21 protein-coding genes are annotated in these 23,122 nt (G+C 40.1%); 19 read left to right on the top strand and 2 right to left on the bottom strand.

Annotation, left to right across the window (positions count from 1 at the left end; translation table 11 throughout):
- The 10 genes from PGP85_RS14585 (at position 1) to PGP85_RS14540 (ending at position 8,110) form a co-directional block, all read left to right on the top strand.
- Positions 1-1,176, top strand: a complete 1,176-nt coding sequence (locus tag PGP85_RS14585) for a phage portal protein (RefSeq protein WP_270328213.1) — start codon at positions 1-3, stop codon at positions 1,174-1,176.
- Entirely contained in the window at positions 1,169-2,692 is a 1,524-nt protein-coding gene (locus PGP85_RS14580; RefSeq protein ID WP_270328212.1) for a phage major capsid protein, read from the top strand. The genes PGP85_RS14585 and PGP85_RS14580 overlap by 8 nt, the downstream gene beginning before the upstream one ends.
- Positions 2,693-2,748: 56 nt before the next feature.
- Complete coding sequence (locus PGP85_RS14575) at positions 2,749-3,033, top strand: head-tail connector protein (protein WP_048721460.1); 285 nt, start codon at positions 2,749-2,751, stop codon at positions 3,031-3,033.
- Positions 3,020-3,352, top strand: coding sequence for a phage head closure protein (locus PGP85_RS14570; RefSeq protein ID WP_270328209.1), 333 nt, complete (start codon positions 3,020-3,022; stop codon positions 3,350-3,352). Before PGP85_RS14575 ends, PGP85_RS14570 begins: the two co-directional genes overlap by 14 nt.
- 380 nt (positions 3,353-3,732) lie before the next feature.
- Positions 3,733-4,359: a hypothetical protein gene (locus PGP85_RS14565; protein WP_270328207.1), complete on the top strand. Its 627-nt coding sequence runs from the start codon at positions 3,733-3,735 to the stop codon at positions 4,357-4,359.
- Positions 4,360-4,714: 355 nt separating this feature from the next.
- Positions 4,715-4,942 (top strand): hypothetical protein, encoded by a 228-nt coding sequence (locus PGP85_RS14560; RefSeq protein ID WP_010740082.1) that lies wholly within the window; start codon positions 4,715-4,717, stop codon positions 4,940-4,942.
- Between the two features lie 357 nt (positions 4,943-5,299).
- Positions 5,300-5,683 carry a hypothetical protein gene (locus PGP85_RS14555; RefSeq protein WP_010740081.1) on the top strand — a complete coding sequence of 128 codons (384 nt, stop codon included), beginning with the start codon at positions 5,300-5,302 and terminating at the stop codon, positions 5,681-5,683.
- 54 nt (positions 5,684-5,737) lie between these two features.
- Complete coding sequence (locus tag PGP85_RS14550) at positions 5,738-6,370, top strand: DUF2922 family protein (RefSeq protein ID WP_270328205.1); 633 nt, start codon at positions 5,738-5,740, stop codon at positions 6,368-6,370.
- A 243-nt stretch (positions 6,371-6,613) separates the two neighbouring features.
- Positions 6,614-7,396: a hypothetical protein gene (locus PGP85_RS14545; RefSeq protein WP_270328203.1), complete on the top strand. Its 783-nt coding sequence runs from the start codon at positions 6,614-6,616 to the stop codon at positions 7,394-7,396.
- Positions 7,397-7,609: 213 nt separating this feature from the next.
- The gene (locus PGP85_RS14540) at positions 7,610-8,110 is read left to right on the top strand and encodes a flavodoxin family protein (protein WP_251867828.1); all 501 of its coding nucleotides are present in this window, start codon (positions 7,610-7,612) and stop codon (positions 8,108-8,110) included.
- A gap of 43 nt (positions 8,111-8,153) precedes the next feature.
- On the opposite strand, the gene PGP85_RS14535 is transcribed toward PGP85_RS14540, so the two are convergent.
- Positions 8,154-8,960, bottom strand: a complete 807-nt coding sequence (locus PGP85_RS14535; RefSeq protein ID WP_178982260.1) for a Cof-type HAD-IIB family hydrolase — start codon at positions 8,958-8,960, stop codon at positions 8,154-8,156.
- Positions 8,961-9,143: 183 nt separating this feature from the next.
- Between PGP85_RS14535 and PGP85_RS14530 the strand changes: the two genes are divergently transcribed.
- Positions 9,144-10,346, top strand: coding sequence for a multidrug efflux MFS transporter (locus PGP85_RS14530; RefSeq protein WP_010740076.1), 1,203 nt, complete (start codon positions 9,144-9,146; stop codon positions 10,344-10,346).
- Positions 10,347-10,590: 244 nt separating this feature from the next.
- Here PGP85_RS14530 and PGP85_RS14525 read toward each other — a convergent pair whose 3' ends face one another.
- Positions 10,591-10,770: a YjzD family protein gene (locus PGP85_RS14525; protein ID WP_010740075.1), complete on the bottom strand. Its 180-nt coding sequence runs from the start codon at positions 10,768-10,770 to the stop codon at positions 10,591-10,593.
- 581 nt (positions 10,771-11,351) lie between these two features.
- On the opposite strand from PGP85_RS14525, the gene PGP85_RS14520 reads away from it, so the two are divergent.
- The 8 genes from PGP85_RS14520 (at position 11,352) to PGP85_RS14485 (ending at position 22,714) form a co-directional block, all read left to right on the top strand.
- Positions 11,352-14,609 carry a DNA polymerase III subunit alpha gene (locus tag PGP85_RS14520; protein WP_270328196.1) on the top strand — a complete coding sequence of 1,086 codons (3,258 nt, stop codon included), beginning with the start codon at positions 11,352-11,354 and terminating at the stop codon, positions 14,607-14,609.
- Between the two features lie 140 nt (positions 14,610-14,749).
- On the top strand, positions 14,750-15,712 hold the full coding sequence (gene pfkA / locus PGP85_RS14515; RefSeq protein WP_010740073.1) for a 6-phosphofructokinase: 963 nt from the start codon (positions 14,750-14,752) through the stop codon (positions 15,710-15,712).
- 61 nt (positions 15,713-15,773) lie between these two features.
- Positions 15,774-17,558 (top strand): pyruvate kinase, encoded by a 1,785-nt coding sequence (pyk, locus tag PGP85_RS14510; protein WP_178982264.1) that lies wholly within the window; start codon positions 15,774-15,776, stop codon positions 17,556-17,558.
- A gap of 344 nt (positions 17,559-17,902) precedes the next feature.
- Positions 17,903-18,454, top strand: coding sequence for a YceD family protein (locus PGP85_RS14505; RefSeq protein ID WP_010740071.1), 552 nt, complete (start codon positions 17,903-17,905; stop codon positions 18,452-18,454).
- Positions 18,455-18,513: 59 nt separating this feature from the next.
- Positions 18,514-18,693, top strand: a complete 180-nt coding sequence (rpmF, locus tag PGP85_RS14500) for a 50S ribosomal protein L32 (RefSeq protein WP_010740070.1) — start codon at positions 18,514-18,516, stop codon at positions 18,691-18,693.
- Between the two features lie 303 nt (positions 18,694-18,996).
- Complete coding sequence (gene gndA / locus PGP85_RS14495; RefSeq protein ID WP_010740069.1) at positions 18,997-20,418, top strand: NADP-dependent phosphogluconate dehydrogenase; 1,422 nt, start codon at positions 18,997-18,999, stop codon at positions 20,416-20,418.
- Positions 20,419-20,525: 107 nt separating this feature from the next.
- Positions 20,526-21,212, top strand: a complete 687-nt coding sequence (locus PGP85_RS14490; protein WP_010740068.1) for a response regulator transcription factor — start codon at positions 20,526-20,528, stop codon at positions 21,210-21,212.
- Positions 21,209-22,714 (top strand): HAMP domain-containing sensor histidine kinase, encoded by a 1,506-nt coding sequence (locus PGP85_RS14485; RefSeq protein WP_270328193.1) that lies wholly within the window; start codon positions 21,209-21,211, stop codon positions 22,712-22,714. Before PGP85_RS14490 ends, PGP85_RS14485 begins: the two co-directional genes overlap by 4 nt.
- Positions 22,715-23,122 lie beyond the last annotated feature (408 nt).

The following is a 23,122-nucleotide window of genomic DNA, read 5'->3' as shown; positions in this document are numbered from 1 at the left end:
ATGGCATTTTTTAAAGCGAGACAAAATACAACGGGAGATCCTTTCTTGGATCATGTGGTATCCATCCAATCAGATGATTACACCACCAATTTTACAAGCGTTCGTGCATTAAGAAATAGTGATGTGTTTGCAGCCGTTCGAATTATTGCTAGTGATATTGCTTCAAGTCCGATTCAATTGGTCAAAAACAATATGCCGCAAGCTGATGATGAACTGGTGAAGTTACTAAACGAGAAACCTAATTCAGAAATGGACGGTTGGCATTTCAAATTTGCTTTAGCAGTCAATATGCTGTTAAACGGTAATAGCTTTGCAGAAATCAAGCGTAACGGTGAAAAGGTAGAAGAACTTCACTTATTACCTAACTCAAGTGTAACGGTTACTCAATTAGATAATGGCACGTTGTCTTATCAGATTGGTGATAAAAAAAGACGTGTGAAGTCTAGCGATATTTTGCACTTTAAATATTTCACTCAAGATGGTTTAACAGGATTACCACCACTTTATGCTTTACGTGATGAACTAAAAATCCAACAGGCTGGCAATCGTACATTGCACAATTTCTTTACTCGTGGTGTCAGTGGGTCAGGTATTTTGAAAGTTCATAAGTCTGATTTGGACGGATCAGCCAAAAGTGCAATTCGTGAAAAGTTTGAAGAAGCCAACGGAGCAAGTAGTGGTGATAATGCTCTTAGAACGATCATTCTTGATGAAACGATGGACTACAAAACATTAGAAATAAACACCGATGTTTTGAAGCTTATCAATTCCAATGATTGGAACACAAAACAAATTGCCAAGGCGTTTGGGGTACCAATCGAGCGTTTAGGCGTTGAAAATGAACATTCCAGCACAGTTCAAAGTAATCTCCAATACATTCAAAGCACATTGATTCATTACTTTAATGTCTTTGTGAGTGAATTTGATACAAAACTAGAAACCAACACACGCTTTAATTCCGATCAATTACTAGAGACTGACCCCGAAACCAAAGTAAAGAACGTATTGGAACAGGTCAAAGGATCGCTACTCACAATTAATGAAGGGCGGTCGAAAATGGGGCTACCCCCAATGGATGGCGGAGATCGTTTACTAGCAAGTTTGAACTTTACGTATTTAGATACGTTGGAGAAATACCAATTAAAAGAACAGGAAGGAGTTACACCAGTTGAATAATGAAGAAGAAAAGGAAAAACGGCTGACAGAAGAAGCTGAGCTAACAGCCGATTCTCCCAAAGTGGAGAAAGAAAATGAAAAACAACCAACAGACGGTAAAACTATTTCAGGCTATGCTTTGAAGTTTGGCCAACCGTCAAAAGATTTAGGTGGCTTTGTAGAAGTGATTACACCCGAAGCCTTGAAAGAGGTGGACTTATCAAATGTGTTCTTATTACACAACCACGATTACAGCAAGCCTTTAGCAAGCGTTAAAGCTGGCACGTTGAAATTAAATATTGATGATGTGGGGTTACATTTTGAAGCAACATTGAATGATACCAGCTATGCCAACGATGTATATGAAAATGTCTCAAAAAAATTGCTTGATTCTATGTCATTTGGTTTCGTGTTAGGGATCGATTCCTTTGACAAGAAAGAAGATGGTGAGGTAGTCCGATCTATTGATAAAATGAAAGCTTTGAATGAAATCAGTGTCGTGACCGTTCCCGCTTATGATTCATCAAATGTCCAAGTAAATAAGCGTTCATATGAAACGTTTATGAGTAACAACCAATCCAATCAAACAAACGAAGCCTTAGAATCCACTTCTAAGACACAAAAGGAGAGCAAAAACATGGAAAAAACTTTAATTGATAACGAAAAAACAGAAATTCGAGGATATGAAGAATATATTCGTTCACACGGTGAAGAACGTGATGGAATTACCACTGTAACGGCTGGGGCAGTTGTACCAACAGAAGTAATCGGTGAAGTATTTGACTTAAAACGTTCAAACTATAACCTAGCACAATATGCGACCGTTAAAACAGTAAATAATGGACAAGGGTCTTATCCAGTAGCTACAAATAATCAAGCAGTGTTAGCCACAAAAGCGGAACTAGCTGAAATTGGTGATATTGATGCGGATATGTTTACAGCAGTTGATTACAAAGTAGAAACCCGCGCTGGAAAGTTGTATTTGTCCAATGAGGTAGTGGAAGATGCAGCGGTTAATATTGTGGCAGAAGTCAAAGACCAGTTAGCAAAACTAGTCGAAAATACGGATAACAAACATATCGTGGATCTATTGAAAACCTTCACTAAGAAAACAGCGGCTACTTTGGATGATTTAAAGCAACTTCATAATGTAGCACTTGATCCAGCATTAGATAAAATGGTTATTCTAAACCAAAGCGGATTTAATCATTTAGATACGCTTAAAGATTCAGATGGCCGTTATATCTTACAGCCGGATGTAACAGCACAAAGCGGAAAATCGTTGTTTGGTATGCCAGTGGTTCTTATCAGTGATGCGTTGTTTGCCAATCCTAAAGCTGGTACGTTCCCAATGATTATGGGAGATATTGCCCAATCAGTCTTTGTGGCACGAAGAAATCAAGTGACTACTCAATGGCAACAATTCGAAGCTTATTCTCAAGGATTAGCCGTCATTATCCGCAACGATTATAAAACGATTGATCCGAACGCTTCGGTGTATATTGAATTTACACCAGTTGTAACACCAGAAGGATAGAAAAATATTGGGCGGCGGTTGATCCCGCTGCCTTTTTTTTATTTAGGAGGGATAGAATGCCAACATTAGAAGATTTAAAAAATAGTTTGCGGATAGACCATAATTTTGATGATGGATTATTGCAGCAATTACTAGATACAGCTTGTCAGTACGTTATCAGTGCTATTGATTCAAAAGCAGAAGAAGGCGTCATAGAGGCTTATAAGCAGTTTAATTGGGCAGTGTCATTACTTACTCAGCATTGGTATGAAACAAGAGACACTCCAAACAGTGAACGTATGCCAGTAACGGTACAAGCCTTAATCCAGCAAATGAGGGGGCTATACTATGCCGATCATTAAGAATATCAATGAGTTAAATGAACGGATAGATGTTATTACCATGAAACCCAAACCGGGGCCAATGCCAGGGGAGGATGTTGAAACGATAATCTTTAGTTGTTGGGCGAAAATTCGCACTCAAAATATAAAGGACGTAAAAGAATTAGCTGGAACAACGTATGATGACACCTTAGAAATAGTCATCCGGCAAGAGCAAAAACAGACGATTACCACCAAGATGATTATTGGTTGGCAAGGGAACAAATATAATGTGGTAAAAGTCAATCCAGACACGGCTTTTAAAGAGTATATGGTCTTGTTAGTAAAGCAAAAACAATAAAGATTACAGTTGTAAACGTTGCAAGAATTTAGTATAATATAAGTAGTAAATGAAGGGGTTGGCTGCCTGAATTTTGCAAGACTTAGCTAGTCGAAATCTATTGTTGGACTGAAAATTGTAGGTGTGGTTGCAAACATGCTGGACTAGGAAAGACGATAGGTTATGAACGTTCAAAATTCCTGACGACTGTCGGGGCTACGCTTTTTTTGCTAATCGTAAAGCAGAAGCTTGTTTTAATTCAAAAATTGTTTTTCATATGGTGAACCATTATTGGCAGTAGTTAATGAGTGGGTCACGAATTGTTTTAAATTCGTTTGAGGCACGTCCTTTATGGGCGTGTTTTTTGCTATAATAAAGGAAATAGTTTAGGAGGTTATTAAATGAATATTAATGATATTTGGAGTTCTCAAGACAATGATGTTTGGAATGAGGCTTTACTAAGTGCTAAAGAAGAAACTGGTAGGGATAATTTTATTGAAACTAAGATGCTAAAATTAAATGTCGAGTACTTAAAAAATTTAGAAGTAAACGACTTTTATAATTTTTTACATGATGATTATTTTTTGTGGAAGTACACAGCCAAAAATAGACTAGCTACTACTAGAAAAAAATTAGAAGAATATGTAGTTGATATGAAAGAATTAAAAGATATACAAGAAGAGCTATTTAACTTCAAACTAGAAAAAACTAGAATGGGATTAAATGTAGCTGTTCAAATTAAAGGCTTAGGTATTGCTGGTGCATCTGGTTTATTGTCGCTATTGTATCCTAGTTATTTTGGGACAGTTGATGATATGGTTATAAGAGCACTTCTATCAACTAATGAATACAAAGATGATGAGACTATTAAATCCATGAATCCAAAGAACATAAAAATAGATGAAGCTGTATATCTAATTAATATTTTTAAGAAAAAGGCTAATGAGTTAAACAAGCTATTTAACCAATATTGTTGGACTCCTAGAGATATTGATGTAATCTTATGGTTCTTTAGAGACAATAAATAACCCCCACGGCTTATTGAAGTTTTTGACCAGTCAGTGACCCAGAAACATTTGAAAAAGTCTGATTCTGACTGATTAGTTTTTAGTTTTAATTAGAAATTTTTGCCTTTAAATCAAGGAAAGTGACAGATTATTAAAGTGTTTTGTGATTCCTGTACCTTCCTTATTTATCAACCGTTTGACGTGGTTTCGACCACGTCTTTTTTGTGCCCATTTTAGCTTATTTTATTTTCTGACTCTCCATTTAAAAAAGAAGTAAAATATTTTCGAATGGATTTGACTCTCAGATTCTCGTACTGAACGTATTACCGCTATTTCTGCTATACTTAGGTACAAAGTTCTTGAGGAGTGGATGAAGATGGAAGAAACAGTGTTCTTTAATTTGGGCAATGCGATCGCCGCAAAGCGTGATCCGAAGGAATTGATCAAAGAAGCGCAAATCGTCAAAGACAAGCGCGATCCGCGGGGGAAACTAGTGATCGTTGAGGGTGATGGGGATGAGCCTCTTATCTTGTTCGATTTAGCTGATCAAGAAGAACCTTCAGAAAATACCGAAGCCTTTAAAGTAAAAAAAATCATTGAATAAACAGGAAATCCTTCGTTCATTGAACGGAGGATTTTTTGATTAAAGGTCCAATTGTATTAGTGGTCAATTAAACATAAAAGAGACGTTCATTTTACGACAATCTGACAAATTATCTAGCGTTTTTAATGGCCGATAAAAATTATTTTATACGGACTCTAGCTTTATTAATAAAGAACGATTACTATTTTTAAATTATTTTAAAAAAGCTGAAGTAGCACTTTTGAATCCAGTAGTTTATGTTTGTTTTGGGAACGGTTACAAAGTGATGGATATTTTTGACATAAACAGAAAGCTGCTTTGTATTATCATGATGAGCAAAAGTTACGTTAAATAAAATCAAATAAGGGAGGGATACACGTGGAGGATCACGGATTAAGCCGCAGACAGCTATTTAATCTAAAGCGCAAAACGCTAGAAAAGAGAATCAAAAATTATTATCGAACAACCAATGACGGCAATGGCGCGATCGAAATGTTGGTAGCGCTTCAAGTGAGAGAAGAATTGTGCGAAGAGGACTTTTCTTACATGCTGGCGAACTTGGTTCAACATATCTTTTTAAGAACCCGATCAAACGCTGCTTTGCGCCGCTATTATATTTTCTTCGCGGAATATTTCGAGAAGAAAGAATGGCGTTTATTGCTAATCAAATTATTTCCCGCTAAAACTTATATCGCTGAGAAGCTGAAAACATTATATACACAATTTATCAAAGAACCGTTGGCAGGGTTAGTCGGCTCATGACGACGAACAACGGAGAATAATCGATAAGAAATTTAAGACGAAAGGAATGAGAAAATGAAAACTTTAGAGGCAGAATTTGAAAAAAGCAACGGAAGAAAGCAGTATTTGCGCTTGAAGGATTTTGATACAACGAAATCCGCGGAAGAAATCAAGGCATCGTTAAACAAGCTGACTAAATTGACCTTGTTTGAAAAGGATGGCGTAGGCTTATTCAAAAAGTTGCGCCATGCGAAATTGATTGAAAAGATCGAAACGACGATTTTTGACGATAGTCAATCAAGCCCGAAAAAAGCGGCTGTTCAAATAGCATCAGAAAAACCAAGTACACAGGAACAAGCCCCTGTCCAGGCAATAAAAGAACTACAGAATGTACGGATTCCGGAAGACTTAAGAATCACTATGGAAATTCCAGAACCGGGCAGCTTGATTCAAAGAGTCAGATTACCAGAAGGGATCAATCTGCGGAAAATGACGGAAAGTCAGGCAATGACAGTGATCACGGCTTGCCTACCAGATGACTACACATTGGAAAACGTTCAAATCGAGGACAACGAAGAACCGGCGACACTCGTTTTGACAGAAAGATTGAAGGAAGGCCGAGCAGAACCGCCTGAAATCACTACTTCTCCGCTTGAAGCGAAAAGAAAACGCTGGCGGCTACTGGATCGTATCAGAAAACGAGAATAAACAGAGGTTTCCATCTCATCAAAAATCCAACGTTGGTATGAGCTGGACCTATGATTATTACTCCTTTTATCTAGCAATCTTTTGATCCGCTACAGTAGTGGTCTATTTGGTGAGGAATGAACTGGATGGTTATTCTTGAAGAAAGAATACTTTAACGCGCAAATTCAATCATTTGAGACATATTATTCGACTCTAAAATGCTTTTTCTATAAGCTTAAGAAAAAAAGAGTCGAGGGGAAAACGATGATTAAATTAGCGGTTGAAATAGATAAAAAGAGAACGACGATTCAGTTTGACGATCAGGGAGCAATTGCGATCTATCGGGAGTTGAAAAAGATCCCAGTGTTGACTGAGGATGAACTTTTGCTGTACTTCAAGGGTCGGGAAGCACAGGCGATTGACTACGGTCAAAAAATCGATAAGAAGGTCTTGAAAGAAGCCGATAGTCTAGTGACGATCAGTGTACCGTGGGACATTGAGGGACAGATTTTGGCGCAGCAAATGTTGAATGTTTGGCAAGATAACGCGCTGAAAACAAGCGGGTTGTTTGAGTCGCAAAAAATTGCTGCGAATTATTTTCCAGTAGTAGAAAATTATCAGAAAGAGTTGTTTGAGATTCTGGCCACGTTTGGTTATGAGAATGAAAAGGTCAAAGCAAAACCTGCGAAGGCGCAGCATCGCTGGAACAAGCAGGTCAGTGAGATCCCGTTCTATATTGATTACAACGATTCAAAAGGTGAGGTTATCTGGCAGAAACGCAACGAAATGGTTCTGAAGGCTGGTGCGAAACTGAAACAGGAAATGCCGTTGAACAAGGACGGATCGATCGGATTCAGTGCGCGACTAACGGAAAAATTACGTGCGGATCATGCGGATAAGATTTCAGATCTTACAACAACGGAAGATATTGTTTTAAAGAGTGTCAACGAGATCGGTATTTTTCTATATTATGCTGGGACTAATGGCTGGCTCGTGTTGAAAGATAAAGATGGTAAAACAATTGATGAATATACGGTAGTGAAATAAGAGAAGCTTTCGAGCTTCTTTTTTTGGTTAGAGAGTTGTCAATTTTATAAAAGAGATTTAGAGTGAACTGTATGTAAGCAGTATTGAGGCGATCGGTTAAAACGATCGCTTTTTGCAGGCAAAATTATTGGGAAAACACTATGTTTATTTTCTATTGAAATTTCCGCTTACAAAGGCGTACTATCAAAGAAAAGAGCTAAAGGAGCGGGGCAAATGAAATTAGCGATCATTTACTTTAGTAAGACTGGGCAGACGAAAGAAATGGCGGAGGTTATCGCAAAGGGAATGGAGCGTGCTGGTGGTGAGGTGCATCTCTTCTCGGTAGATGAACCGATGGATAAGGCGTTTTTATCTGAGTGCACGGGAATAGTTTTTGGTTCACCAACGTATATGGCGACGAGTCATTGGCGTATCACGCAATGGTTGTTAGAAGAAAGCGGTGATCTTTCATTGGCTGGTAAATTGGGCGGCGGATTTGCGACAGCCCATTACGCGCAAGGTGGAAGTGACAGTGCGATTCTTTCTATGTTGGGTATCTTGCTGGTGAAGGGGATGCTGGTTTATTCGGGCGGTTCGGCTTTTGGTCAGCCATTTATTCATCATGGTCCTGTGGCATTGGATGCGGTAGGAAATCATTTTGAAGAATCAAAAGCGATGTTTGAGATATTTGGCCAGCGTTTTGCAGAGAAGGCGTTGGAGTTAGCAGGAAAATAAAAAAAGCTGTGGGAGAATCAAGTTGATTCAAACCCGCAGCTTTCTATAAGTCTAGATATTTGGTTAGATAATCCGCCATACCGTCTTCGGTATTCGGCTTTTCAGTGATGTCGTTGGCAACTGATTTTACTTGATCAGTCCCATTCGCCATCGCAACACCCCAACCGGCAAATTTCAGCATGTCAACATCGTTATGTTCGTCACCGAACGCGATGATATCTTCACTTTTTAGATTAAAATTATCGATAACCCGTTTTAGCCCGTGGGCTTTTTGGATCCCTTTTGCGACAACTTCTAGGATCGGATTAGGTCCGCCCCATGTATTGACTTCTACTTCTTGTCCAAATTGCTGTTTCAATTCTTCAGAAACACTGCCGACATTTTCAGGCTGGCTGCGCAATAAGACCGAAGTTGGATTTGTCCGTAATGTATTAACGGTCAACAAATTTTCATCGGTGGCAAAGTCACTAGAGAAGAAATGTTGATCAAAGAAATTCAAATCATCAATAAAAAAGGTTTCGCGATTTTCTGCGGCGATAAAATCCAATTTCAGATTTTTCTTTTCCGCCATCAAATCAAACACGATTTTGCGATTAAACGATGTTTCTTCTTCTCCTGCCCACACCTTCCCGGGAAGGTGGACAAGCGCGCCGTTAAAATTAATCATCGGCGTCGTCAATTGTAATTCTTGATAAAAGTTTTTGCTCATGCGGTAAGGGCGTCCAGTGGCAATCACTACAGAATGGCCATCTTCAACCGCTCGGCGCAAAGTTTTTGCTGTTTTATCAGTAATTTTTGAATCTTGATTCAGTGTTGTTCCATCTAAATCAATGGCGATTAATTTTTTCATAAAAACTCCTCATTTCGATTTGTTTCAGTCTAGCATAATCATCAAAAAACGCAACTGTAGCGCCTAAAAAAGATGAAATTTTTAGAGATTACTCACACTATCTGAGGGCACTCAAAAGTTTTTTCTGATAGATTCTGCTATAGTATATAGATAAGAATTGTTGTTGAAAGGGGATTAAGGGAGATGAAAATCAATTGGCGCAGAAATCTATTGATTTCATGGATCGGTTGTTTTTTTACTGGCGCGAGCTTCAGCTTGGTGATGCCTTTTTTGCCAGTCTACATTGAACAGTTGGGGACACCTAAATCTCAGGTAGAATTATTTTCAGGGCTGGCAATCTCTGTGACTGCCTTTGCAGCCGCGATCGTTTCGCCATTGTGGGGAAATCTCGCGGATCGAAAAGGACGAAGGCTGATGATGATCCGTGCGGCCGCCGGTATGACGATTACGATGGGGTCGCTGGCGTTTGTCCCGAATGTCTATTGGTTATTGATCATGCGGTTCATGACCGGTGTTTTGTCAGGTTACATGCCGAATGCGACGGCGCTGATAGCCTCACAGGCACCGAAACAAAAAAGCGGGTGGGCGTTAGGTACGCTTGCTACTGGCGGGGTCGCCGGAAACTTGATTGGTCCGTTGATCGGCGGACTGCTGGCTCAATGGTTCGGGTTGCGAAATGTCTTCATCATCACTGGAATTATTTTATTAATTTGTACATTTTTAACCTTCTTTATGGTGAAGGAAGATTTCGAACCAATCGAGAAACAAGATGTGATCAGCATGGCCGAACTGCGTAAACGAATCAACTATATGCCGATTTTAGTTGGATTATTCATTAGCTCGCTGATTCTGCAAGTGGGTGTGACGAGTATTAGTCCAATCCTGACGCTTTATATCCGTGATTTGAGCGGTTCCAGCAGCAATGCTTTAGTCATCAGCGGTTTTATTGTTTCAATCGCAGGAGTTTCGGCGATTGCTTCTTCACCGACATTAGGAAAAATCGGTGACCGGATCGGCAATCATAAGGTTCTATTAGCAGGTTTGGTCTTATCACTGTTTTGTTTCATTCCGATGGCCTTTGTAAAAACTCCGTTTCAATTAGGACTGCTGCGTTTCTTCTTAGGCTTCTCGACCGGCGCCTTGATGCCGTCGATCAATACACTCATTAGTAAAATTAGTCCGCCAGAAGGTGTTAGTCGTATTTTCAGCTATAATCAAATGTTTAATAACTTTGGACAAGTCATCGGGCCGATGCTCGGTTCGACTGTTGCGCATACGATGGGCTATCCGGCCGTATTCCTAGTAACCAGTGCTTGTGTCTTTGGGAATATTATTTTGAGTACGTTTAATTTCCGGAAGCTGCTGTTGACGAAAACGAAGATCTAGAATTGTTGGATTTATAAGGCTGTCTAATAATCGGGCAGTCTTTTAATTATGTCCTGCTTAATATCAAATAGAGCTAAGATCTCGGAAATGTTGTAGCATAAAAGGTGTAAGGATACTATTGGAGGAAGTTTCTATTCTTTTAGAGTACTGGGGTTTCTCATGAATCGAATTGACCTTATTCAGGTTGCCGTTTCAAGCTATGAAAAAAACAAAAAACCAGTTACAATAAAGTAACTGGTTTTGTCTATGCTTCGGCTTTTTTTGGTGAGATAAAACGCACCGCGATAATCGCGATAACTCCAACAATTAGTGAAATAATCGTAGATAATTCGAAGTTATAAGTACCACTTTGCAAGGCACCGCCTAAATAACAAACGGCTTGTCCAATTGCGAAAGCCCAAAATAGTGTCACTATATATTTCATCAAGAGCACCTCTTTTCGCAACATTATTTAGGTACAGTTTAGCATTTTTTTTGAAAATGTAAAGAAAAGTCCTGCAAGTTTTGTCAGCTATTCTTTTGATAGGATTTTGAGTGAACGTACCGGGCAAATTATAACTATATCAATAGACAGTTTAACTAGCAGAACGGTCGGCAGACGCAACTCTTTTGTATTTTCAAATTGAGAGAAATTCAGACTTTACGAGCAAGCTGTCTGAGTGATAGGATACAATGCACTCAGAGATATATTATACATATACTTATCGAGCATCAAACTTATTTTTCCTAAGAGAAAAATGAATACTATATTACGAAGTAGGATGTCAGTTCCGCTTTTCGCAGTATTATGAAACCGTAAATTGTAGCGGAATGATATACGTGCTGAGCATCGAACTTATTTTTCCTAAGAGAAAAATAAATACTATATTACGAAGTAGGATGTCAGTTCCGCTTTTCGCAGTATTATGAAACCGTAAATTGTAGCGGAATGATATACGTGCTGAGCATCAAACTTATTTTTCCTAAGAGAAAAATAAATACCATATTACGAAGTAGGAGGATATCATGAATTTACCACAACTTTATACGAAAACTTCCTATTCATTATTGAAAAGCACCTTAACGATTAAAGAATATGTGGAATCAGCGAAGGCGCGTGGCTACTCGGCTATCGCGATTACTGATGAGAATGTTTTATATGGCGCGGTAGAATTTTTTCAAGCGTGTCAAAAAAATCAAATGATCGGCATCATCGGCTTGGAATTGGATTTTTATGTGGAGGAAGCGACTGAGAAAATTTTGTTTTATGCCCAAAATGTCGCCGGATATCAAGAGTTGATGCGCTTGTCTAGTACCCGCATGATGGCGGAAAAACCGCTGTCGTTAGCAGACTATAAAATAGATGCAAAAAATCTGGTGACCGTTTTGCCAGTGGATGATTTGTATGATCCGCTTGAAACGATCGTACCAAAAGTCATAGAAATTATTGATGGCGAGTTCTATCTAGGGGTCTCTCCTGCAACGCAAACCTCGATTTTACCGGATTCTCTACCGAAAATCGCGATTCATGAAGTGGCTTGTTTGGAAGCGACCCAAGCGTTTGCTATCAAGGTCATGAATCACATTCAAAACGGCAGTCAACTACCTAGAGAAGAATTAACCAATCAGCTGGGAGATAATTACTTAGTTGAGAGACAAGAATTGACTGCTGGGTTTGAGGATGAAGAAGCTTTGGCAAACGCTCAGCGACTGGCAGAGAGCTGCCAATTTGACTTGCCGCTGCATCAAAAGCTGCTGCCGCATTATCCATTACCATCACAGCAAACGGCCGATGCTTATCTGCAGGAGCTTTGCTGGAAAAAGTTGCCGGAACGAATCACGGAGGTTACTGAGGAATACAAGCAGCGCTTGACCCGTGAGTTGAAGATCATTCATAACATGGGCTTTGATGATTATTTTCTGATTGTCTGGGATGTGATGGATTATGTTCATCGCAGCAAAATCGTCTCTGGTGCCGGTCGTGGTTCGGCGGCTGGATCGCTGGTTGCTTATGTTCTGAGTATCACGGACGTTGATCCGATTAAATACAATTTATTGTTTGAACGGTTCTTGAATCCTGAACGAAACAGTATGCCCGATATCGATTTGGATATTCCGGATAATCGCCGGAATCAGGTCTTGCATTATGTTCATGAGAAATACGGTCATTTCCATGTTTCGCAAATCGCGACGTTTGGTACGATGGCTGCGAAAATGGTCTTACGGGACGTTGGTCGTGTCTTTGGCCTATCACAAAGTGAAGCGAATCGCTGGTCAAAAGCAATTCCTAGTCAATTGAAGATTACTTTACGGGAGGCTTACGATAAGTCTGAACCGTTGAAACGCTTAGTAGCTCATGATGAGCGCAGCAATTTGCTATTCCAAACAGCTTTGACTTTGGAAGGTTTACCAAGGCACGTCTCCACCCATGCAGGCGGGGTGGTAATCAGCGATGTGAATTTGATTGGCGTCGTACCATTGCAAAATGGTTCCGAAGATATTCTATTGACGCAGTTTACTATGACCGATGTTGAAGCGATTGGCTTGTTGAAAATGGATTTCTTGGGATTGCGGAATCTGTCGATTATTGATAATGCGCAGCAAAACATTCGGCGAGTTTACCATGAAGAATTGGATTTAAAGAATGTACCATTAGATGATCCGGAAACGCTGGCCTTGTTCCAACGAGGCGAAACCAGCGGGGTCTTCCAATTTGAATCTGCCGGCATTCGAAAGGTTTTACGGAACCTTCATCCGACATCATTTGAAGATATCGTGGCAGTAAATGCTCTGTATCGTCCGGGTCCAATGCAGATCATTGATCAGTTTATCGCGCGGAAAAACGGCAAGGAGCAAGTGACTTACCCTGACGTTTCTGTTCAGCAGATTTTGGCGCCGACCTATGGGTTTATCGTCTACCAAGAACAGATCATGCAGGTGGCTGCTCAGATGGCAGGCTTTAGTCTAGGCGAAGCGGACATTCTGCGCCGTGCGGTCAGTAAAAAGAAGAAAGACTTATTAGATGAAGAAAGACGTCATTTTGTCAGTGGTGCGGTTGGTCGCGGACACAGTCAAAAGAGTGCGGAAGAAGTGTACGATTACATCGAACGCTTCGCAAATTATGGATTTAACCGGTCACATTCGGTTGCGTATAGTTTTGTCGGGTATCAAATGGCGTATATGAAGGTTCATTACCCGGGTGCGTTTTACACGGCGTTGATGCAGTCAGTACGAAATGATCCGAAGAAGCTGCGGGAATATATCGCTGAAGCGAATCGCGCTGGAGTAAAGCTATTGGCACCGGACATCAACCGCAGCAGTTATAGCTTCACCCTAGTAGAAAAGGACTTGATTCGTTTTGGACTTGATGCGATCAAGGGAATGCGGCGTGATTTTGTTAGTGATATTCTGACCACTCGCAAAGAAGAAGGGGCCTTTAAATCATTGGATCAATTCTTGCTGCGGATTGAAACACGCTGGTTGAAGAATGAATACATCGCGCCATTGATCTTTATTGGTGCGTTTGATGAGCTTCATTCGAATCGGCGGGAATTGGCTGATGGATTAGAAGGAAAGATCCAAAATGTCCAATACAGCGGCGGCAGTATGTCCTTGCTTGATATGATGAGCTTGAAGGAACGCTCTTCGGAGGATTACTCCTTAGCTGAACGTTTGAATTATGAAGAACAGTATCTTGGTCTGTATGTTTCTGGGCATCCAACGGAAAATTTCCCGAAATTATTGAAGCAGAAGGATTTGCAGCCGATAACCGAGCTGACTGTTGGCAATCATGGGAAGATTCTCTTCTATTTAAAGGATATCCGAGAGATCAGAACTAAGAAAGGTGAGCAAATGGCGTTCTTGACTGGAAATGATCAAAGCGGCGATATCTCGCTAACGATCTTTCCGCAGACATATCGGCGTTTACGCAATGATCTTGAGCTGGAAAGTGTCTATCTCGTTCAAGGGAAGGTCGAACGCAGTCGATATGATCAAGCCATTCAATTATTAGTCGAAGAGATGGCTCCAGCCCAGGCGGCCGAAGACGAGGTCAGTGATAAAACATTGTTTTTACGAGTTCAAGCAGAACAGGATACATCGGAGATTCAGCAAGGAATTGCCGAAAGACTTCAATTATCTCCAGGAAAAATCCCAGTTGTGATCTATTATGAGAAAAGTCGGCGAAAGATTGTGCTGGATAAAAAGTTTTGGGTGAGGGTTAATGACACCTTGTTAAATGCTTTAAGTGACATATTAGGCGAACAAAACGTCGTAATAAGATGATTTCTTGTAACTTTCAAAAACTTTTTTCAAAATACGGGCTTTTCCCGTGGACATCCCAAGACTTTTGGGATGTTTTTTGGTAGAATGTACCATGAATTAGACGATGTCTGTTTTTTTGAAAATATTTATGAGGTGAGAAAATGAAACGCATTGGTATTTTAACAAGTGGAGGAGACGCTCCAGGAATGAACGCTGCTATTCGTGCAGTTGTTCGTAAAGCGATTTTTGAAGGCATGGAAGTTTATGGCATCAATTATGGTTTCGCTGGTTTAGTTGCTGGCGACATTCGTCGTTTAGACGTTGCAGATGTCGGTGACAAGATCCAACGAGGCGGTACGTTCTTATATTCAGCTCGTTACCCAGAATTTGCTACTGAAGAAGGGCAATTAAAAGGGATCGAACAATTGAAAAAATTTGGTATCGAAGGATTAGTAGTCATCGGCGGCGATGGTTCTTACCATGGTGCGATGGCATTGACAAAACACGGCTATCCAGCTGTCGGAATCCCAGGAACGATTGATAATGATATTCCAGGAACAGATTTTACTGTAGGCTTTGATACAGCAATCAACACTGTCTTAGAATCTGTCGACCGCATTCGCGATACTGCAACATCACATGTTCGTACTTTTGTTATCGAAGTAATGGGCCGTAACGCGGGCGATATCGCTTTATGGTCTGGTGTTGCCGGCGGTGCCGATGAAATCGTCATCCCTGAACACGAATTCGATATGGAAAGAATTGCGAAGAAAATTCAAGCAGGCCGCGATCGCGGGAAGAAACATTGCTTGATCATCCTTGCTGAAGGCGTTATGGGCGGAAATGAATTCGCTGATAAATTAGCTGAATACGGCGACTTCCATACACGTGTCAGTGTATTGGGTCACGTTGTCCGCGGTGGTTCACCAAGCGCACGCGACCGTGTTTTAGCAAGCAAATTCGGTTCATATGCCGTAGATTTATTGTTAGCTGGTAAAGGCGGATTATGTATCGGTATGGAAAACAATGAAGTCACTGCAGCCGACATCGTTGATACTTTGGAAAACAACAAACATAAACCTGATTTAACTTTATATGATTTGAACAACCAAATCTCATTTTAATCTCGTTAATAATAGTGCAGACTATATATTATAGACAATCAAGAATGGAGCGTATTACGTAATGAAAAAAACCAAAATCGTTAGTACATTAGGACCAGCAAGTAACACAGTAGAAACAATTTCTCAATTAATTGAAGCTGGTGCTAACGTGTTCCGTTTCAACTTCTCACACGGAGACCACGAAGAACAACTAACACGTATGAACATGGTTCGTGAAGCAGTCGAAAAAACTGGTAAAGATGTCGGTATTCTTTTAGACACTAAAGGTGCTGAAATCCGTACAACTGTTCAAGATACTACAGAAGCAGACTACGGTCGTGCAGGCTATATCGAATTTAACGTAGGCGACGAAACACGCATTTCAATGGATTCTGAATTAAAAGGAACCAAAGAAAAAATCGCTGTAACTTACCCAGGTTTATTCGACGATGCTCATATCGGCGGACATATCTTATTCGATGATGGTTTGATCGACATGGAAATCGTTGACAAAGACGAAGCAAATCGCGAATTGATCATGTTGGTTAAAAATGCTGGTATGCTAGGTTCTCGTAAAGGTGTTAACGCTCCTGGTATCTCAATCAACTTACCTGGTATCACTGAAAAAGATGCTGACGATATCCGTTTCGGTTTAGACAACGACATCAACTTTATCGCAGCAAGTTTTGTTCGTAAAGCACAAGACGTTCTTGAAATCCGTGAAATCCTTGAAGAAAAAAATATGACACACGTGCATATCTTCCCTAAAATCGAATCACAAGAAGGAATCGATAACATCGACGAAATCATCAAAGTTTCAGATGGTATCATGATTGCTCGTGGGGACATGGGTGTTGAAATCGCGCCTGAACTAGTTCCTATGGTTCAAAAACGCATTATCAAGAAATGTAACTACGCCGGTAAACCAGTTATCACAGCGACTCAAATGTTAGAATCAATGCAAGAAAACCCACGTCCAACACGTGCGGAAGCATCTGACGTTGCCAACGCTGTATTTGACGGAACAGACGCTACAATGCTTTCTGGTGAATCTGCTAACGGTAAATACCCAGTAGAAGCTGTAGGCACAATGGCTCGTATCGATATGGAAGCTGAATCTGCATTGTCAGAATTAGGTTCATTCCAAATCAACGAATTCGACAAATCAAACGTAACTGAAACAATCGGTTTATCTGTAGCTCGCGCTGCGAAAAACTTAGGCGTTAAAACAATCGTTGCAGCAACTGAATCAGGCCATACTGCCCGTATGATCTCTAAATACCGTCCTGATGCTGACATCTTGGCTGTAACATTTGATGAAAATACAAAACGCAGCTTGATGGTTAACTGGGGTGTATACCCAACTGTTGCTGAAAAACCAACAACAACAGATGACATGTTCGACTTAGCTGCCCAAAAAGCAGTTGACTTAGGCTTTGCTAAAGAAGGCGACTTGATCTTGATCACTGCTGGTGTACCAGTTGGTGAACGTGGAACAACCAACGTTATGAAAGTTCAAATGATCGGTTCTAAACTATTACAAGCACAAGGTATTGGCGAATCAACAGTAGTTGCTCATGCAGTTGTTGCTAAATCAGCTGAAGAAGCAATCAAAAACGCGAAAGACGGCATGGTTCTAGTTGTTCCTACAACAGATAAAGAATATATGCCTGCAATCGAAAAAGCAGCTGCTTTGATCGTTGAAGATGGCGGGTTAACTTCACATGCTGCCGTTGTTGGGATCGCTCAAGATATCCCTGTAGTTGTTGGCGCGAAAGATGCTACTTCAACAGTTGTTGATGGTGAATTAGTTACCGTTGACCCTCGTCGTGGAATTGTCTACCGTGGACAAACAACAGCAATCTAAAGCTTGATTTAAAAAGTGGTTGTTACAATGTAACGATACTGATTGAAACTCTGTGTGTGGCATATCATTTGCCACACACTTTTTGTGAGTGACGTTCGCAGCAGTCCGCTTTTGATAGAAAACAAAATCTATAAAATCGCACCATAACGCTTTTATCTGACTGACTTTACATGCCACCGATTGTTAAAATCGTTTGGGATTTAGAAAGTAATTTAGAATTACTTTAGTCTTACCAAGCAAAAGTTAGGTGAGTCTGTAAAGTCATTAAAGGTGTCAAGAAAATTTCATTGACAAAGAATTTTTACACCTGTATAATAGCGATTGTTGCTTAGAGGTGATGAATAATGAAATGGTCGATTGGCGAATTGCGCCGCTATAAAGAAGAAGCACTAAATTTTTCAGAAACGATCGATGTGAATGACGCATTGACAACCCGTGACAATGAGGTCTTAGCCGTAGCTCCGGTTACTGTAGAAGGAATCTTGTCTGTCGGAAAAAATGAATATATTTTACATTATCGGTTGAAAACTATTGTAACTGTTCCTTCAGCCCGCTCCTTAAAACCAGTTGATCTACCACTTGATCTTTCAGTGGACGAAGTATTCATGACAAGGGAGCAATGGTCTTCAATGGAAGAAGAACGAGACGAAGAGATCCTTGTCTTAGACAATGATACGATCGACTTAACAGATTCTATCGAAGATAACATTTTATTGGCGATTCCGATGCAAGTCTTTTCTGAAGAAGAACTTCACGCAACAGACTTACCGAAAGGCAACGATTGGGAAGTCGTAAGCGAAGAAGAGTATTTGCAGAAAAAGGAACCCGCTGAAACAATTGATCCTCGTCTTGCGAAATTATCCGAGCTGTTCAATGAATCAGAGGATGACAAGTAAGATTGGAATAAAATGTATCAGTAAATGATACTTCATTTTACAAGGAGGTGTGACACCCAATGGCAGTACCAGCTAGAAAAACATCAAAAGCTAAAAAGAACAAACGTCGTACTCACTACAAATTGACCATTAAAGGATTAAACGAATGTCCGAACTGTGGCGAAATGAAGAAGAGCCATCACGTATGTGCCAACTGTGGCTACTATGATGGAAAAGATGTTATGTCTAAAGAAGCATAAACACTTTTTTAATAGAGAAAGTCAAAACCTCAAGACTAACCATGGAGTCTTGAGGTTTTTTTCTTGGGAAAAATTCGGCGGGACAGATACGGCTGCACGATTTTACCAAAGCTTTTCACAAAAAAATACGATTCATTTTCCATTCTCACTTTCTTAGGATATAATGAGAAACGTATTGAGTAATTAGGATGACCGTTCTACTTTACGCGTGTGCGTGATTCGTAGAATGTCAGACGTGGTGAGAATCCACCTTATTTTTCTTATGGGAGAATAAGTACATCAACATGAACTAGGAGGATAAATATGTCAAAACAACAATTCGGCGTCGTAGGTATGGCCGTGATGGGGAAAAATCTAGCCTTGAATATCGAAAGCCGCGGCTACTCAGTGGCTTTGTACAATCGGACTGGATCAAAAACTGAAGCGGTGGCAGCAGAACATCCTGATCGCAACTTAAAAGCAACATTTTCAATCGAGGAATTCGTTGATTCAATCGAGAAACCTCGCCGCATCATGTTGATGGTGCAAGCAGGACCTGCAACAGATGCGACGATTCAATCATTGTTACCACATTTAGATAAAGGCGATATCTTGATTGATGGAGGAAATACCTTCTTCAAAGATACGATTCGTCGTAATGAAGAATTAGCGAACTCAGGTATCAACTTTATTGGTACTGGGGTTTCCGGTGGTGAAAAAGGTGCTCTAGAAGGTCCTTCAATGATGCCAGGCGGACAAAAAGAAGCTTATGACTTAGTTGCACCGATTTTTGAACAAATCGCAGCGAAAGCTGAAGACGGCGAACCTTGTGTGACATATATTGGCGCGAACGGTGCCGGACACTATGTAAAAATGGTCCATAACGGAATCGAATACGGCGATATGCAATTGATCGCAGAATCATATGATTTGATGCAGCACTTGCTAGGATTGTCCGTTGATGAAATGGCGGATGTTTTCGCTGAATGGAACAAAGGAGAATTAGACAGCTACTTAATCGAAATCACTGCGGATATCTTGACACGTAAAGATGACGAAGGCACAGATAAAGCAATCGTGGATGTCATCAAAGACGCTGCTGGAAATAAAGGAACAGGGAAATGGACGTCACAAAGTGCTTTGGACTTAGGTGTTCCATTGCCGCTGATTACAGAATCTGTTTTTGCTCGTTTCATTTCTGCATATAAAGATGAACGTGTGGCTGCAAGCAAAGTTCTTGCCGGACCAGCACCTTACAAATATGATGGAGATAAGCAAGAATTAATCGAAAAAATCCGCGAAGCACTTTATTTCAGTAAAATCATGAGCTATGCTCAAGGCTTCTCTGAATTACGGGCCGCTTCAAAAGAATTCGGCTGGGATCTGCCATTTGGCGAAATCGCGAAGATTTGGCGTGCTGGCTGTATTATCCGTGCGCGTTTCTTACAAAAGATTACCGATGCGTATGAAAAAGACGCGGATCTAGCAAACTTGATGTTGGATGATTATTTCAAAGAAATCACTGATAAGTATCAACAAGCTGTACGTGAAGTTGTTGCTATCGCTGTTCAAGCAGGCGTACCAGTGCCAACATTCTCATCTGCGATTACTTATTATGATTCTTACCGTGCAGAACGTTTGCCAGCGAACTTGATCCAAGCACAACGTGATTACTTCGGTGCGCACACGTATGAACGGACAGATAAAGAGGGAATTTATCACTATAGTTGGTATCATGAAGAATAGCAAAGGTTATTTATAACATTTAGTGACAGTAACTATAGCTTTTTGACAGGTTTAGCCCTATAATGATAGAGGTTTAATGAAATTCAACATGGAAAGGAACTAAAAAAATGAGTAATATTCTGATCATTGAGGATGAGAAAAATCTAGCTCGTTTTGTCGAACTAGAATTGAAGCACGAAGGCTATGATACAGAAGTTCATTATAATGGTAGAACGGGACTTGAAGCTGCTTTGGAAAGCGACTGGGATGCAATCTTACTTGATTTAATGCTTCCTGAGTTAAATGGCTTAGAAGTGTGCCGTCGTGTTCGCCAAGTGAAAAATACCCCAATCATCATGATGACAGCACGGGATTCAGTGATTGACCGTGTATCTGGTTTGGATCATGGTGCAGATGACTATATCGTGAAACCTTTTGCGATTGAAGAATTGTTGGCGCGTTTACGTGCTTTACTTCGTCGTATCGATATCGAAGGCGATAAAAATGTCGCTAAACAAACAACGATTACTTATCGTGACTTAACGATCGAAAAAGAAAACCGTGTCGTACGTCGCGGAAACGAAATCATTGAGTTGACTAAACGTGAATACGAATTACTATTGACACTTATGGAAAATGTTAACGTGGTTCTTGCACGTGATGTTTTACTTAACAAAGTTTGGGGCTACGAAACAGAAGTAGAGACCAACGTTGTGGACGTGTACATTCGTTACCTGCGTAATAAAATCGATGTACCAGGCGAAGACAGCTATATTCAAACTGTCCGCGGTACTGGGTACGTTATGCGCTCATGAGAAAATTTATCAAGAAACAAAGAGAACTGAAAGGGCCCTCACTTACCATCAAGTGGGCCTTTACAAGTTCTTTCTTTATATTCGTCGTATTTACGATTTTTGCTGTAATTACGTATAAGTCTTCGGTGAATCTGATCGTAACAAAAGAACGTACGAACGTTGAACGCACGATCTCTGAGGTAACCTCTCGTTTAGCAAATGCAGATGAGGAGCTAACTTTGGTGAATACGTACCGGACTTTGACCGAGACAGACAGCCAAGATAATGCCATGTATGATCAAAACATGACGTTAGAAGGCAATATGATGCGTATCGATGACTTTGTTTCAGAGTTGGGACAACGGCAATTATCTTTAGATATCTACAACTTAGACAAAAAGCTGATTTTTAAAACACAAAAGAGCTATCAGCCTTTAGTCCAAACAAAACATAAAGAACCAACGATTGTAACAGTCGATGAAAAGAACGGCTTCTTATCAGTGGAGCCGATTTATTCTAAGAAGACTCGTGAGAAGATCGGTTATGCGCAAGTATTTTACGAGCTCTCTGATTTCTACGAGATGCGCAGTAAATTATTGCTGACATTGATCGTGTTAGAGATCGTTTCGTTGCTCTTGAGCAGCTTTTTAGGCTTCTTACTATCGTCGTATTTCTTAAAACCTGTCAAAATCTTACGGGATACGATGGAGATCATTCGGCAAGATCCGCAAGCAGAAGTACATGTGCCTGAGATTACCACCAATGATGAATTGGCTGATTTAGCAGTCATTTTTAATGACGTGATTGATCGTATCCGAATGTATATTGAACAGCAAGAACAATTTGTTGAAGATGTCTCGCATGAGCTGCGGACACCCGTAGCGGTTATTGAAGGTCATCTGAATATGCTGAACCGCTGGGGAAAAGACGATCCCGAAATTTTGGATGAGTCCATTCAAGCAAGTTTGCAAGAAATTGTCCGAATGAAGAGCCTAGTTCAGGAGATGCTGGATCTATCTCGTGCAGAGCAGGTTGATGTCTATTATGGCAATGAGACCTCTAAAGCAAAAGAAGTCACGTATCAAGTATTCAATAACTTTAAATTACTCTATCCCGAATTTACGTTTACGTTGGATGACGATCTAGATGGCGAGAAGATTCTGAAAATCTATCGCAATCACCTAGAGCAAATATTGATCATCATTTTAGACAATGCCGTAAAATATTCTACGGATCGTAAAGAAGTACACATTTCCGTGTCTTCCACGCTCAATAAGTTTGAGATAGCTATCCAAGACTTTGGCGAAGGAATCCCGGACGAAGATATTGATAAAGTATTCAATCGCTTTTATCGTGTCGATAAAGCCCGTGCCCGCACAAAAGGCGGAAATGGGTTGGGATTATCAATTGCTCATAAACTTTTAGAGAGCTATAAAGGAAGCATTAGTGTAGAAAGCTCTGTCGGGAAGGGAACAATTTTTAGAATTTTCATCCCGATGGTAGAAGAGAAGACAGCCGAGTAGAACTCGGCTGTTTTTTTATGCGAAAGATAGAAAAGAATATTGATCAAGATAGCGTTATTTTTGTTTTAAAATCGAACGTTATTTTGGAGTTTTAAATGAACGTTCGAAAAATAAAAAAGATTAAAAAAATGTTCAAAAAATAGTTGCATTACTGCTTGAAGATTGCTATATTATTAAATGTTCCCAAGAGAGTAAAGCATCTCGAAAAAAATTAAAGATAATTGTTGACGGATGAAAAATCTTGTGGTATTTTTATAAAGTCGCTTGAACAAAGCAGAAAGCAAACTTGTTTTTTTATCAAAAAATTTTTAAATAAAAGTTGTTGACTTTTAAATAGAAACCTGATATGATATAAAAGTTGCTGAAACAAAGCGACAAACAATGTAGACCTTTGAAAACTGAACGAAT

It is taken from the genome of Enterococcus malodoratus (assembly GCF_027659535.1).
GTDB classification, from domain to species: Bacteria; Bacillota; Bacilli; order Lactobacillales; family Enterococcaceae; genus Enterococcus_A; species Enterococcus_A malodoratus.
Note: the sequence above shows the minus strand (reverse complement) of the source record. Positions and strands in the feature narration are given on the sequence as shown.